The 13,556-nt window shown below is 59.2% G+C and carries 16 protein-coding genes and 4 pseudogenes; 10 read left to right on the forward strand and 10 right to left on the reverse strand.

Annotated elements, in window-relative coordinates; genetic code table 11:
- Positions 1-241 precede the first annotated feature (241 nt).
- The 4 genes and pseudogenes from P3T21_RS26520 to P3T21_RS26535 all read left to right on the forward strand — a co-directional run.
- Positions 242-805: pseudogene (locus P3T21_RS26520) on the forward strand (IS6 family transposase); the annotation flags it as partial.
- 220 nt (positions 806-1,025) lie between these two features.
- Positions 1,026-1,271 carry a hypothetical protein gene (locus tag P3T21_RS26525; protein ID WP_429258943.1) on the forward strand — a complete coding sequence of 82 codons (246 nt, stop codon included), beginning with the start codon at positions 1,026-1,028 and terminating at the stop codon, positions 1,269-1,271.
- An 881-nt stretch (positions 1,272-2,152) separates the two neighbouring features.
- Positions 2,153-2,608, forward strand: coding sequence for an Hsp20/alpha crystallin family protein (locus tag P3T21_RS26530; RefSeq protein ID WP_429258944.1), 456 nt, complete (start codon positions 2,153-2,155; stop codon positions 2,606-2,608).
- Between the two features lie 12 nt (positions 2,609-2,620).
- Complete coding sequence (locus P3T21_RS26535) at positions 2,621-3,016, forward strand: Hsp20/alpha crystallin family protein (RefSeq protein ID WP_429258945.1); 396 nt, start codon at positions 2,621-2,623, stop codon at positions 3,014-3,016.
- Between the two features lie 134 nt (positions 3,017-3,150).
- Here P3T21_RS26535 and P3T21_RS26540 read toward each other — a convergent pair whose 3' ends face one another.
- From P3T21_RS26540 to P3T21_RS26560, 5 genes and pseudogenes are all read right to left on the reverse strand, one after another.
- A complete protein-coding gene (locus tag P3T21_RS26540; protein ID WP_429258946.1) occupies positions 3,151-3,303 on the reverse strand; it encodes a hypothetical protein in 153 nt (50 codons plus the stop codon).
- Between the two features lie 100 nt (positions 3,304-3,403).
- Positions 3,404-4,390, reverse strand: a pseudogene (locus tag P3T21_RS26545) (PHA/PHB synthase family protein); the annotation flags it as partial.
- A gap of 139 nt (positions 4,391-4,529) precedes the next feature.
- Positions 4,530-5,102 (reverse strand): annotated as a pseudogene (locus P3T21_RS26550) (IS66 family transposase); the annotation flags it as partial.
- Positions 5,103-5,553: 451 nt separating this feature from the next.
- Positions 5,554-5,736: a hypothetical protein gene (locus tag P3T21_RS26555; RefSeq protein ID WP_429259069.1), complete on the reverse strand. Its 183-nt coding sequence runs from the start codon at positions 5,734-5,736 to the stop codon at positions 5,554-5,556.
- A 3-nt stretch (positions 5,737-5,739) separates the two neighbouring features.
- A pseudogene (locus P3T21_RS26560) lies at positions 5,740-5,796 on the reverse strand (SET domain-containing protein-lysine N-methyltransferase); the annotation flags it as partial.
- 59 nt (positions 5,797-5,855) lie between these two features.
- Between P3T21_RS26560 and P3T21_RS26565 the strand changes: the two are divergent.
- Complete coding sequence (locus tag P3T21_RS26565; RefSeq protein ID WP_429258947.1) at positions 5,856-6,005, forward strand: hypothetical protein; 150 nt, start codon at positions 5,856-5,858, stop codon at positions 6,003-6,005.
- 205 nt (positions 6,006-6,210) lie between these two features.
- Here the strand turns inward: P3T21_RS26565 and P3T21_RS26570 are convergent, their stop codons facing one another.
- The 4 genes from P3T21_RS26570 to P3T21_RS26585 form a co-directional block, all read right to left on the reverse strand.
- On the reverse strand, positions 6,211-7,371 hold the full coding sequence (locus P3T21_RS26570; protein WP_429258948.1) for a PDDEXK nuclease domain-containing protein: 1,161 nt from the start codon (positions 7,369-7,371) through the stop codon (positions 6,211-6,213).
- A 169-nt stretch (positions 7,372-7,540) separates the two neighbouring features.
- On the reverse strand, positions 7,541-8,413 hold the full coding sequence (locus tag P3T21_RS26575) for a hypothetical protein (RefSeq protein WP_429258949.1): 873 nt from the start codon (positions 8,411-8,413) through the stop codon (positions 7,541-7,543).
- 11 nt (positions 8,414-8,424) lie between these two features.
- Positions 8,425-8,628: a hypothetical protein gene (locus P3T21_RS26580; RefSeq protein ID WP_429258950.1), complete on the reverse strand. Its 204-nt coding sequence runs from the start codon at positions 8,626-8,628 to the stop codon at positions 8,425-8,427.
- A gap of 4 nt (positions 8,629-8,632) precedes the next feature.
- Positions 8,633-9,190, reverse strand: a complete 558-nt coding sequence (locus P3T21_RS26585) for a hypothetical protein (protein WP_429258951.1) — start codon at positions 9,188-9,190, stop codon at positions 8,633-8,635.
- A gap of 382 nt (positions 9,191-9,572) precedes the next feature.
- Between P3T21_RS26585 and P3T21_RS26590 the strand changes: the two genes are divergently transcribed.
- The 4 genes from P3T21_RS26590 to P3T21_RS26605 are packed head-to-tail and all read left to right on the forward strand — an operon-like array spanning position 9,573 to position 11,822.
- On the forward strand, positions 9,573-10,184 hold the full coding sequence (locus P3T21_RS26590) for a dioxygenase (RefSeq protein WP_429259062.1): 612 nt from the start codon (positions 9,573-9,575) through the stop codon (positions 10,182-10,184).
- Positions 10,072-10,458 (forward strand): hypothetical protein, encoded by a 387-nt coding sequence (locus tag P3T21_RS26595; RefSeq protein ID WP_429258952.1) that lies wholly within the window; start codon positions 10,072-10,074, stop codon positions 10,456-10,458. Before P3T21_RS26590 ends, P3T21_RS26595 begins: the two co-directional genes overlap by 113 nt.
- Before the next feature lie 4 nt (positions 10,459-10,462).
- Complete coding sequence (locus tag P3T21_RS26600; protein ID WP_429258953.1) at positions 10,463-11,512, forward strand: HlyD family secretion protein; 1,050 nt, start codon at positions 10,463-10,465, stop codon at positions 11,510-11,512.
- 49 nt (positions 11,513-11,561) lie between these two features.
- Entirely contained in the window at positions 11,562-11,822 is a 261-nt protein-coding gene (locus tag P3T21_RS26605) for a TetR family transcriptional regulator (protein ID WP_429258954.1), read from the forward strand.
- A 610-nt stretch (positions 11,823-12,432) separates the two neighbouring features.
- On the opposite strand, the gene P3T21_RS26610 is transcribed toward P3T21_RS26605, so the two are convergent.
- The gene (locus P3T21_RS26610; RefSeq protein WP_429258955.1) at positions 12,433-12,795 is read right to left on the reverse strand and encodes a DNA-binding protein; all 363 of its coding nucleotides are present in this window, start codon (positions 12,793-12,795) and stop codon (positions 12,433-12,435) included.
- Between the two features lie 448 nt (positions 12,796-13,243).
- On the opposite strand from P3T21_RS26610, the gene P3T21_RS26615 reads away from it, so the two are divergent.
- Entirely contained in the window at positions 13,244-13,384 is a 141-nt protein-coding gene (locus P3T21_RS26615; protein ID WP_429258956.1) for a hypothetical protein, read from the forward strand.
- The last annotated feature ends 172 nt before the right edge of the window (positions 13,385-13,556 follow it).

Here is a 13,556-nt window from a genome sequence, read left to right on the forward strand (position 1 = left end):
CGCGTCAGGTTCGCCATCGCGAACCAATCAGGGGCAGGCGCCGAGAATGAAGGAACGCAGGATCGGCACAAAGAAACAGCGCGAGATTACCGTTGAGGATCTGAACACCGCGATTGGCAAAGCGACGGCCAGCCTCCAGGACCCTGCACTCAAAACCTCGTCAAAGAGATAACAAAGGCACAAACCGCGACACTTCTACTTTGCTGCCACTACGACACTTCAGAATGGCCTCGACAAGAGGAAATTCGGTGCCGGGTTCGCGCATCGGATCAAGGCTTTCCGGCGAAAACCGGGCAATACATGGCATCTCGATGAGTTGTTCGTGACGCTGCGCGGTGAACCTTATGTGCTGTGGCGGGCCGTCGACGAGCACGGCGCCGAACTCGATATCCTGCTGCAGAAGCGGCGCGACACGGCCGCCGCCGAACGATTCTTCAGGCGCGTGCTTCGTTCGTGCCCGGTGCCGCGCAAGATCGTCACCGACCAGCTGCGCAGTTATCCAGCCGCGAAGTCCAGGATTCCCGGGCTGGCAAACGTCACGCACGTGTACGTCAAGGCTGCAGCTCGCGTGAACAATCGAGCCGAAAATAGCCATCAACCTACGCGTGAACGTGAGCGGCGCATGCGTGGTTTTCGCGATCCGGAACGAACCCAAGTATTCTTATCCAGCTTCGGTCCGATCAGGCAGCACTTTGCGCTCAAGCGACATTTGCTGCGCGCGTCGCTTTATCGCAAGCAACTCGGCGAACGCTTTGTCGCCTGGCATCAGTTCACCGAACTCACCCAAGGTCCGTCCGCTGTCTGAGAAGCTGTCGCGGTTTTGCGTTAGTGCGTCGTACCACCCTCAACGTGACAACGCCCGTCCCGGCGATGACCAGCGAAACGCACAACTCGGGCGACACCGATTCGTTCGTTGACGAGGACGGCATGTTTTCCTGTGCGAATACATGGGCCATCGAGTGGTGTGACGAAAACTGGACTGAAGTGAGCGCGGCCATTCCGTGCACATGGCGATGGAGAGCGACATGCCGCGCGAGCTTAAAACTGAGCAGGAGCTGCTTGAGATCGTGTCAAAAGCACTCGATGCCAATACAGACACGACCGGGTGGAGTCCAACGGGAATCCAGGAGCACGCTGAAGACTCGGAGGGATGCAACTGGAACATCAACTATCTGCATGGTGACAGCAAGGATGCAGATGTGAAGGAAATCGTCATGTCGGCGGCTGAGGAGATCATCAATGGGCTGCGCAAACAATACAACTTGCAGTAGCTTCATAGCGTGCCCCTCCGAGCCTCAGCAAACCTCCGAAGCGTCGAAATCGGTGAAGAAGATAGTCATGTCAGACGAACTCAGCCCCAAAGCAGCCCCGAATGCCTTCGAAGACACCTAAGGTCTGACTTAAGCGCTGGAAAAGCCCCTCGGCTTTCGCGGAGACAACACGAGAGCCGGGAACCACACAGGAGCCACGCCCCATTAGACAAGTCATCGGCCGTCTCGGCCCGCTGTTACAATTCTGTGCTGAACGTAGTTGCGTTTCCAGAGTCGAAATTTATAGGATTGCGAATTAGTTGCGCGACGACCAGCGGTCTTTGCAGTACACCGGAGTTCGTATCGAAGCAACAGCAAACCGAGAACAACCGCGAAGAGGCCAAGCATCGAGTCAGCGGCGCGCACAGCAAGTTGAGCATGGCAAAATGACGGCGCCGAGCATAAATTTTAAACGCCCAATGCGCCTCAAACCACGGGACAGCGCGTCTGATAAACGTCAGTCGCGAGACTGCTGAAAAGCAGTTAGCAAAAGCCGGCCAAGCGCCGGCTTTTTTTGTCTGGCATACGAGAAAAATGGTCGGCACCGAAGCGGAGCAGGCAGACTCCATTCGACCACCGAGCTCGGGGAAACGCTGATTTGTTCCTGATCCTGGAATTGAGTGCAAGGCGCTTTGCCCGCCTCAGTTCCGTTGTGGCGAGCGCGTTCAACAATCCGATCTCTTGTATTTTTTTTTTGCCCGCTCCCGTCTATAAATTATATAGGCCGGCCACACCCCTTCCCGCCCAACGTGAGGTTCGAGTGACTGCCCTTGGTCGCCTTTCGGCGAAGTTGCCGAAGGCCACACTCGCCTGCCAGGTGATAGATGAAAGGAGATCCAGCCATGAAGGGTTCATTCACGAGGTTATCTTCCGACGTATTTCCGGACTTCGAGCGGCTCCTCCAGGAGCAGATGGACGCCGTCGTACGAAACTTTGGCGTTGCGTCCGGCATCCGTGCCGGCGCTCGGGGTACATTTCCCCCAATCAACATCGGGAGTACGGTGGACGCCATCGAAGTGGTCGCATTTCTAGCAGGCGTCGACCCGCAGGCGCTGCAGGTATCCATCGACAAGGGCCTGCTTATCCTGAGCGGCGAAAGGCCGGCCGCCGTTGCGGACGCCGCCGAGCGGAAGATCGTCTACGCGGACGAACGGTTTTCCGGCAAGTTTCGCCGCGTCGTCAGCCTGCCTGACGATGCGGACCCGGCTCGCGTCGAGGCAAAATATGCGGACGGTTGTCTGCGCGTCACCGTGATGAAGCGCGAGTCGTCCAAGCCTCGCCTGATTCAGGTCCAGTAAAAGGAGACTGCCATGAGCGAAGAAACCCAGGTTGCCACGCGTGAACCGCAAAACGTGTCGGCCAGGAGCACGGCCGCGGCGTTGATCCCGCCCGTAGACATCGTCGAAGATGAGACGGGAATTACCATCATCGCCGACCTGCCGGGCGCCTCGAAGGACCGCCTCGCAATCAAGATGGAAGGTGAACACCTGCTGATTGAAGCAGAGGCTGCCGTCGCGGTGCCGGAAGGTCTGCAACTGCTTCACGCCGAAATTGGTGAGCCGCGCTACCGCCGAGCCTTTAGATTGAGTCGCGAACTGGATGGCTCGAAGATCGAAGCAAGCTTGAAAGACGGCGTTCTGACGCTACGCATTCCACGCATCGAACAGGCGCAGCCGCGACGCATCGAGGTGCAGGTAGCGCCATAACGACGAGGAGTACCGGGGCCGCCTTCCCAGCGCCCCGAAAACGCGGAGACAGGCCCCGTTTTTAACGGCAATTTGACGCATCGTTCTGGATCGGCCCCGTCATGCGCGGGGCCTTTCCATTTCTGAGCGCGCCATCAATGCTTGTGGTGCAGCCAACCCATGTGCGCATCAAGCCACTGAACCATCCCCTCTCCAGGGTGATCGCGCATGTAACGTCGCGCCAGCATGAACCCGACGACCAACAGGACCGCCAGGCCGACCACAAAGCTAATCATTGACTGAGTCATGGCAACCTCCTTGCTAGGTCGCGACCATGCTTACAGTGTAGGTGACGCATTGACTCAAATTATTTGTTACCGAGCCAAGGTCATTGCCTCATGTAATTTGCTACCGTGCGACACGAAGTCGCTCGCCGAAGTTGTCCCCACGGAAACGGAGGGGACCACCGGTGTCACCGGGTGAATCTATGGGCCTGACGTTTGGCCAGATCAGGTCGTTGGCGCGCAGCGTCTGGAATACGAATCCAAGCTCCGCTCCCGGATAGATGCCGCCCTTGCCGATGCTCCGCTCGCGCGCGCTGACACCCTGCTCATCAATGAATATGCCCAGTTCGCCGGGCTCGCTGAAATCGAGCATGGTGGTTAGCAAGGTCAGGCTGGCCACTGATGTATCGCTGCGTGCACGTAGCACTGCGAGCGCCGACGACAGGATCGTGCCGCCCACGCACCAGCCAAGCGCGTTCAGCTTATCTGCGCCACTGATTGCGAGCGCTACCTCGATGGCACGGATCGCGCCCTGACTCAGGTAGTCATCCCACGTAAAGTGACCACACCCGGCGTCGGGGTTGCGCCAGGACACCAAGAAGACCGTATTACCCTGTTCTGCGGCAAAGCGAACGAACGAATTTGCGGGCTGCAGGTCGAGGATGTAGAACTTGTTGATGCACGGCGGCACGATCAGCAGCGGTCGCTTCGCCACCTGATCGGTAAGCCGGGCGTACTGGATCAACTGGAACAGTTCGTTCTCAAATACGACAGCGCCTTCGGACTCCGCGACATTCCTGCCGATCTCGAATGCGGTCTGGTCGGTGATTGAAAGGGCACCCTTGTCCATGTCCTTGAGCAGGTTCTCGAAGCCGGCCCTCAAGCTTTGGCCGCCGGTTTCGAAGGCGAGTTGCATCACCTCCGGATTGGTCGCGGCGAAATTGGCCGGGCTCATCGAGTCGATGAACTGGCGCGTGTAGAAAGAAAGCCGCTGCCTGGTGGGTTCATCAAGATCAGCCGCCTCGACCATGTCACTGATCAGTCGGGAATTGAGCAGGTAACCCTGCTTTAACAAACTGTAGGCGAAGACGTCATGCCATGCAGTGGCCTTGAAACGCCGATCTCCCTTTTCGGATACACCCGTGGCGTTGTCCGGCCGGCCCGTAACGCTTCAGTGCGAAGTGGTGCCGGATCGTAAGCACTTGAACAGTACCGTCGTGGTTGACGTTGCCGCGCGAGAGGCTCGGCCGCTAGCGAATGGGATCGATGCGTGCGGCGATGGGCAGCAAAGGGGCAGCGTTCCAGGGAAACGGTTCGTCGATCCGATTCACCGAGTGATCTGCGATGCGCTCAATGACGTAGTGCAGGTAGGCTTCGGGATCAATGCCATTCGGGCGTGCAGAACCAATTAGGCTGTACATCGCGGCTGCACGTTCGCCGCCTGAGTCTGTTTCGGGCAAGTAAATGATCCCGTCGTCCGATTGCCACGACGCGCAACGCACGCTCGGCTATCAGGTTGTCAATCTCCGCCTGACCATCGCTGCAATAATAGGCCAGCGCAGGCCAGCGATTCAACGAATACTGGATCACCTTGGTGGTGTCCAATTTCACGGAGAGTGTGAGACGCGTCGCCTCGAACCACCGCTTCATGTCATCAAGCAGCGGCACAGCCTGCGCCTGCCGGATGCACCGTCGTTCTTCTGGGGGCCTGCCGCGAATGTGGTCCTCCATGCGATAGAGCGCGCAATGCGTTCCAGTGCTTCACTGGTGATCGATGACGGCCGCGCAGCATGCAGATCGTGCAGCTTTCGACGCGCATGTGCCTTATCTGGTGCTCCAGATAATGGCCATACGCGTAGGAATTATCCAGTACGACAACGTGCCAGCCGACGGCGTGATCGGCGAGGTAGCCTTTGTGCCAAACTCCCCCAGCACAGAGCGACTGCACTCCACGCCTTTTCATCTGGAACGGCTGGGAGGATTTGCAATCCGACTACGCTGATCATGCAGGGAGCCGCATGGGACCGCTCTTGTGCGCCCCTTTGCTGCTCACGTCGGCGCTAGCGTGCATATCGCGCTGCCATCGCTCATCGTCGAGATCGAGAGACAGTTGCTGTCCTATCGCGCACCGACCGCCTGTGCCACGGGTCGTTCGCCCCGGAAACGCTGGCCGCAACACATTTCGATGGAAAGCCATATCCCACTCATTCGAACCAGACTGTCGTAGGCCGGTTGAACCGGCTTTGCGTTCGGGGGCATCCGGTAGGCACAGGGTCAGGGCGTCGGGTAGCACACCCATCCGGCAGCACCTAGTATCGACTGGCGACAGGCCGTCGCGCTGCACAGGCAGGCGTACTGCCGGTGAACACGCTCGTCGAGCGGATCGTCAACCGCCAGCAGATACTCAATAAATAGTTCGTCGCCCACTTCGATGTCCCTGACGGCTTCGATGAACACGCCTCCAGCGTCCTCAACCGCCACGCAGTTGACCGCGCATACGTGGTTAATCCATCGCACACTGTTACCGCCGCGACTGCCGTCAATAAAGTATCCGTTGGAAAGTCCGAAAAAAACGTATGACTGTCAACATCGTGACGCTGATGACGACGCACCGCCTCGCGCCAGGTCGTGACCTCACCCTTGTATTCGAGAACCCGCTCGCCGCCTGCAATCCGCCGCAGCGCGAACACGCCTTTTCCCGTCAACTGGCGAACGCCAGACGATAACTCGCCACATATTCTTCGAACGAGCCATACGTGTGCAAAGTATATTCGTGAACCTTCCTGGCCAACTCGACCCGCACGACGAACTCCCGCCCAAATGTTGACGCAGCATCAGAGCTGCTGCGGGACCGGCGAGTTAACAGTGCCGTTCTCTCTCGTGCCTCGCGAATACGGTATGGCTCGTTGCGATGAGTGCGTCTGTGTTCTTTCAGGATAGCTGGTTGTCTGACTCGTCAGAACCCTCTTCGCGCCGATGCTGTGCTTCCCACACTCGTCGTGTTCTCGCAAGTTCCTCGGCGAGGAGCTTTTCGTCCGGCAGCATCATTTGGTATTCGGCCGCCAGCACTTTGTTAGGCAACCCCTCAAGGGCATAGCGTGCGACGGCGGCATTGGTACGGGCGCACAATATTAGCCCGACTGGTGGATTTTCGCCGGGCAGAGTCCAGTGCTCGCGGGCGTAATTACAGTACATATGCATCTGGCCCACGTCGGCATGGTTAAGTTCGGTGAGCGTCAGGTCGATGATAACGAGGCACCGCAGGCGGCGATGGAAAAACAGAAGGTCCACCCGAAACCAGCTCTCGCCAATGCGAAGCCGACGCTGGCGGCCTACAAACGTAAAATCGCCGCCAAGTTCAAGCAGGAAATCTTCGAGCCGGTGGACCAGCGCGTCTTCCAGTTGAGTTTCTGAATATTCGTCTTTCAGATCCAGAAACTCGAGGACATACGGATCTTTGATCGCCTCCTCCGCAGTCACAAGGTCACCTGGTTGAGCTTTGCCGGCCTTTTGCAGCATCGCCAGCTTGTTCTTCGATAGCATCGCCCGGGTATGGAACTGGCTGCCGATCTGTCGGTCCAGTTGGCGCACGCTCCATCCCCCGCGAAGCGCCTCGGCTTCATAGAACGCCCTCTCCTCGGCTGACCGGGTTCGCCGCATGAGATGAATGTAGTGAGTCCAGGAAAGCTGAAATACGTCGGCGAGTTGATCGAGATCGAAATTCCGAACCACTGCTTCGGAATTGCCCTGACGCAGCTCGCCGGTGAATTTCCGAATCAGCGATTCGGAAATCGCGGTGGGTGGCCAGGTCTGGTAGAACAGACGCATCAACTCGAGGTTGTCAACCCCAAAGCCCCGGCCGAACTGTTTTGTCAGGTCGGCTGACAGTCGCCCGAGCAGTGCCTGACCGTAGGCCGCGCGATCTTTTCCGCCCTGGTTGAACTCAACGATACGGCGGCCAATCTCCCAATAGGTCGCAGTCATCAACGCGTTGACGCTGCGTGCCGCGGCACGACGGCCGCGCTCCAGAAGCGCGACTATGTCGCTATGGATACTGCCGTACTCGGTACCACTTGATGCGATATCAGTCATTGTTCAGGCTCATGCACGGGTCCCAGGTTGCGTGTTGTACCATTATCAAATACCGGATCGCCGCTGTCCCTATCTCACGATGGGGCAGCTCGCGCTCGTCCAGTGAGGTAAAGCGGGTCGCGCTCTGGAGGTCAAAATCGGTACTGGTCTGCGCTCCACGACGCATCGCTCACCGGGTTCTCATATACGCCGCATATAGCCCGGCATGCAGATCGCGCAGCGCCTTGCGACGTTCGACCAGTTCATGCTGGTTACCCTGCCGTTCGAGGCTCAGGATCTGCAGCAACAACCGCGTCGCCCGCTCCGGCGCCGTCTGGCGCGACGGCTGCGCGTCACGCAGCAGCGGCGCCAGCCCTGGCTTTTCGATCAGCACCCACGCAGGGAACCACGCGAGGTCGGCTGTCTGGCCTGCACCCTCGAAATTCGCGTCGAACTTTCTGCGCAACGTGTCGATTGACGCGTCAGCGAGCCGGTGCAACAGACCGGCCAGGCGGCCAGGTGACAGCCAGGCGAGTTCGGTGAGCAATGGCAACGCAGACTCCAGGCCATCCGCGCGATGCCGCACCTCTGCCATCCACGTCAGCGGCGCCGGGATCCGGCGCCACGACTCGATCCGCTCGACGGCCCGTCTTGCCTCATCCCAGTCGCCCGAGCGCAGCCAGAGCGGCGCCGCGTGAAGGTCACTGACGTCAGCGCGAAACGGCAGGGCCACGGCCTGCTGCGCAACCGTCCGCCAGCATGACGCCACCCACGCCCGTCCGGGCGCGTCGCCCAGTAACCGCCGCGCCGCCGGTTCAACCTCATCGTTGAGGCGGCCACAGGCGGCAGCCAGCGCCGGATGATCAGCGAACGGCGTGGCGACATCGCTGTCGAGCACATCGATCAATGTCGCCAGCCCAGCCACGGTGTCGTCATCGGGGAATTCGCCTGCCAGTCTCTTCAAGGCCTGCCGGGCAGAGACTGCATCGCGCCGGTGGAGGGCATCCACCACATCGTTGCGGAGCATGACGTCGCGGCTGTCGGCGAAGATGTCGAGCTGCATGATGGTCAGCGTCAGAAGAGTTGATCGTTCAGACCGGCCAGATTAGCCCATTTCACCACGCTGCGGAACGACCGGCCATTGACGTCGACCGATTCAATCACCGCGCGTTGACCGCTCACTTCAGCGATCATGCGCACGATCCGCTCGCCATACCGCATCAGCGCGCCGATCGGTGGACAGACGGCCTTCTTCCTTTTCCGGGCGGTCGGGTTCATGCGCTTATCCCGGTTTCTTCGCCGATGCCGCCTTGCGGGTCGCACGAGGCTGCTTGCGGGCGGGTACCGTGACAGACCCACCCTTGCGACCTGAGCTGCGCGGGGCGACCGCCCCCGTCATCTGCTGTCGCAGCAACCCGAGCTCACGCGCATAGCCGTCGTTTGCGTCTCGCACGGCCACCAGGCTGCCCTCGAGGACACCAGCCTGGTGCCGCGCATCGGCAAGTTGCGCCTGCACGGCCTGCAGTTCGCTGCGGTGGCGTGCCTCGCCCTGTTCCGTGCGGCGCATCGCGGCGTCGAGTTCCTTCTGGAGTCGCGCGCTGGCAACCCGCTCACGCTCGATCTCGAGCAGCGCCCGCTTCTCGGTCGCCCGCAAACGCTCTTCCGCGAACTCCGCGCTGCCCCGCAGTTTGTCGAGCTCACCCGAGAAATCCGCCCTCACCTGCACCAGTGACCGGTCGCGCGCGCCGATCTCGTCCTGCTGTCGCGCGATTTCCGCCTCGAGCGCCTGACGCGTCGCTTCACCCGCGGCCTGCGCCTGTTCGAGCTCCTGAGTCCGCACCTGCGCCGCCAGCAGCGCGCTGGTGCGCTGCTCCAGCGCGGTTTCGGTCCGTGCGAGCTCGGCCTGCAGTGCCGTAACCGCGTCCTACCACCGGTGACACACAAAATGCCCGAAGAAGGTGTAGACAAGGCCGTCGAGCTGGTGCTTGCCAATCCGTATTGGAATCCGCGTCCCCTTGAAAGGAGCGGCCTGCGAGACCTGATCGGCCGCGCATATGCGGGTATGCCCCCCAATACACCCCCCATGTCCGATACGGCCTGCTGACCAAGGATGAACGATGAACACAATCCCCAAGCCTAGTTTTCCCCTTTTTCGCGAATAGGATTCAGCCGCAATCGTCAACGCGCGCATTGGCTCAGACGTCGATCCGCGCACTCGTCTCATTGCCGAGACAGTAGTCCGTCATCTACATGCGGCAGTTAAAGAGATCGAACCCACTCACGACGAATGGCTCGCTGCCATCAAGTTCCTTACCGATACCGGTCATTTGTGCACCGACTGGCGACAGGAGTTCATTCTCCTGTCGGATGTACTTGGCGTATCGATGCTGGTCGACGCCATCAATCACCGACGGCCTGGCCAGGCAACGGAAAATACCATTCTCGGGCCGTTTTTCGTCGAAGGAGTGGAGACATCGCCGCACGGAGTCAACATTTGCAAAGACGGCAAGGGAGAGCCGCTCGTGGTTCTTGCTTCGGTCCACGACACTGACGGAAACCCTATTGAGGGCGCGGTCATCGACGTATGGCAGACGAATGATGACGGTTTCTACGATGTTCAGCAGAAGGGTATTCAGCCGGAGGGTAGGCGCGCATGCAACTTCGGCATGGATGGCGCACGAGTTTCTAATCGTTCAGGCGTTGCAGGCAGTCGGTCAGCCAATGGCAGTCATCTCCGTGCTGTTCCTCGCAACGAGCGTCGTACAACCGATGGAAGGGCCGGTCGTCTCCGGCATCGTGAATGTGCTGCGGGCACTTGGCACGCTTTCGGGTGACGCAATTCTGGAGCGCCTGCTCACGGTTCGCGAACGGACGCACGGCAACATCATCCTGGATTCCGCGCTCAATGCCGGCACGCTTTCCCCGCATCCAGCCGTCAGTGCCATGGGTCAACTTCCCGAACTCGCAGAGCGTATCTCTCAGCAAGCGTTCGTACTGTCGATTGCCGACGGATATCTGGTACTCGGCGCAATCGCGCTTGTGCTCATTCCACTCGTGCTCAATCTGCAGTACATCAAGCCGCCCGTATTGAACATCACATCAAAGTAAAGCCATGTCTCTTCCACACCCACCAAAAATTGCCATCCTCATTGTGCTTGCCGGCGGTGCCGCTGCAGGTGCCTACCTCTCCTTTCAAGACGAAGGTAGTGCCACAAAGCAGACTACGACAGACGCCTATGTGACGACGGACTCGACGTTCGTCGCGCCAAAGATTGCAGGCAACATCTCACAGGTATTGGTCGACGATAACCAATTCGTGAAAAAGGGCGAACTGCTTGCGACCATCGACGACCGCGACTTCGTCGTAGCGGTCGCGAGTGCGAAAGCCGACGTCGAAAATGCCCAAGCCGACGTCCAGCGCCTGCAGGCGGGCATCGTCCAGCAAAACAGCGTAATCGCACAGGCGAACGCTGCGATTGCTGCCGACAATGCGTCGGTTACGTTCACTCAGGCCAACTTCAAACGATACGCTAACCTGTCTGCGGACGGCTCGGGCACGGTTCAGGAACAGCAGCAGGCAGACTCCCAATTGCGCATTGCACTTGCGAGCCGTGACCAGCATACAGCCGCACACGACGCAGCACAGCATCAAACCGTCGTGCTGCTCGCACAGGAGAAGCAGGCGGAAGCAAGTGTGAACAAGGCACAAGCAGCGCTGGACGCCGCGCAGTTGAACCTGTCGTACACGAAGATTACGGCGCCCATCGACGGCACAATCGGTCAGCGAACGGTGCGGGTCGGTGCATATGTGCATACTGGAGCACCATTGCTCGCCGTCGTACCTTTGCAGCAGGCGTACGTCGAGGCAAATTTCCGCGAGACGCAACTCGCTCGAATGCGTCCTGGGCAAGCCGTTAAAATAAAAGTCGACATGCTTTCGGGCACGACCCTGCGCGGTCACGTCAACAGCGTGGCGCCTGCTAGTGGCATCGCGTTCTCGCCGATTGCACCTGACAACGCGACTGGGAATTTTACGAAGGTCGTGCAACGTCTGCCCGTCAAAATCACGAGAGACCCTGGCCAGCCTCCCGCTCGCCGACTGCGCGTCGGCATGTCTGTCGTGCCGACCGTGGATGTCGCATCGACTCCCACGAACGAATAGCGCTAGCAACACACCCGGGATTCGGGAATCAGGAAAAGGAACGGCACAGATGCCACGTTTGACCAGAGAGGAGAGTCGTGCACTGACGCGGCAAAAGTTGTTTGCAGCAGCGGCCAAGGTGTTTGCTCGTGACGGATTCGGAGCCGCATCAATCGACCGCATCGTGGACGAAGCGGGCTTTACTAAGGGCGCGTTCTATTCCAACTTTGCATCGAAGGAAGACATTTTTCTGCAGCTGGTCGAGACCACCGCGGAAGACAGTGCGCACGATCTGGGAACGAAACTCCTTGGGATACAGCAGAGCCGTTGACCACCTCATTCATCGCAGCGCACCTGATAGCCAAGTGGCGGCCGTGCAGCGTGTCAACTTCGGGGAAGCCCAGTTCTGGCATGTCATGTCGAGGCCATTCTTAAATGTCGTAGTGGCAGCAAAGTAGAAGTGTCGTGGTTTGTGCCTGATGCTCGATATCCAGATGCCCCGTATGCACGGTTGGGCTGTGGCGAGAGAAATCCGGCGTATGAGGGTCATCCCCCGGCCGTTGCTGCTGGCGCTGACGGCACTTTTCCCCTCAAGCCGCTTGACCGATTGCCTCAGGGCATGAAGCCGCCATTCGGGATGTCACAGAAACTCCCTGTATCGAATGGCAGCTTTCGAAAAAATTGCACAGCGAGATCCACCCGATAGCGACACGTAGACGAAATTCTTGAGCGTTCGCTCCCGCCACGGGCACCGGATGATTACAGTGGACGGGCGCGGCCCGCTCCCGGTAAGCACCACCAGGTAGCTGCTGATGAGCAGCGAGACGGAGGCGGCGATCTCATTGCGAGTTCCCCTGAGTCCGGTCGACCTGGTCGCCAGGTTTAGACGGGGCGTTTGCACCCGATGGCGTCGTGCATGCGTGGCAACCCGCAGCCAGTTGTCATCGAGCACCGAAGAACATCGACATTCCCGCGTCGCCCGGCGAACAAACTCCTGGAGTGGCATCCTGTTGCCGGACAGCAAAGAAATCGACATCTACACCAAGCTGCTGGACATGTTTAAGCCAGTCCGGCATATCGCCCTCACCGTTCCATTCGTTGCCTTTGTGGTCTCGATAACGGGGCGTCAGCGGTTTATCCGCTTCGATCGCAGCGGCAAGATTCTCGGGGCTTATTCCATATTCGTCCATGCGCCGGCGAATCCAGACAATCAGGCGATCGCGGGCTTCCCCATCAAAACTGCGATGCGGATTTCGTAGAGCAGGTGGCGGGCTCACCACATGGCTTTGTATGCGTAAAAGCATGGTTATCTCAAACGTAATGCTATGGGGCCCCCGGCGAGGCAGCAGTTCAGGGGACAACCCGATTCATTGCGCCAGTCGTGTTGGCCGGTTGGAGCAGAAGGAAATATTCTGGAATGCAGAAAATCGGGTAAACAAACTACGTCCGTCGTGAACAAGAAACGGTACGACAACAGCATACGCCATATTCGTCGCGGCTGAGCCGGCGGTCGGCACTCTGTCCATGCATTCTTCGCCAACCTTCCTGACTGCTGCCAGCCAGGAATGGGCATGCTATCTCGACTGGGGTCGCCGCTGACGGGTTTGCGAGCACGCCGCGACCCGTTGGCTGGCATTCTCCGGAAGGCGCGCAACGGACATCTAAAAGAAAAATCGCGACAGATTTACCAGATGCGCCCAAACTGCGCGATATGCCTGTCGCTTTCGCGATCGGCAAATCAGGAGAAACATATTGGCAAAGAGCACGATGCGCGGTAATCGCGAGGCCAAAAAGCCGAAACAACCCAAAAAGGTGATCTCTCCTGCGGTGGGCGTGTCCCCGGCGATTGCGCCGAAGACCGCCGCGGCCAGCGCACCGGCCAAAAAGAAATAGCAGGCACCCGGGGCACGGATCCGTGTCCTCTCTGCTTCATCCTTTCCGGGTGCTCAGCCAGGAACTGCGTCTACAGGGCTGCGCAGGTGCCCTGTCTCTCAGTCATTGCCGCATCGGCCTGATCGAAGTTCATCCGACGTTTCAGCGCGCCGCTAAACGGCATTAACGGATT

It is taken from the genome of Paraburkholderia sp. GAS334 (assembly GCF_050436625.1).
In the GTDB taxonomy this organism is placed as follows: domain Bacteria; phylum Pseudomonadota; class Gammaproteobacteria; order Burkholderiales; family Burkholderiaceae; genus Paraburkholderia.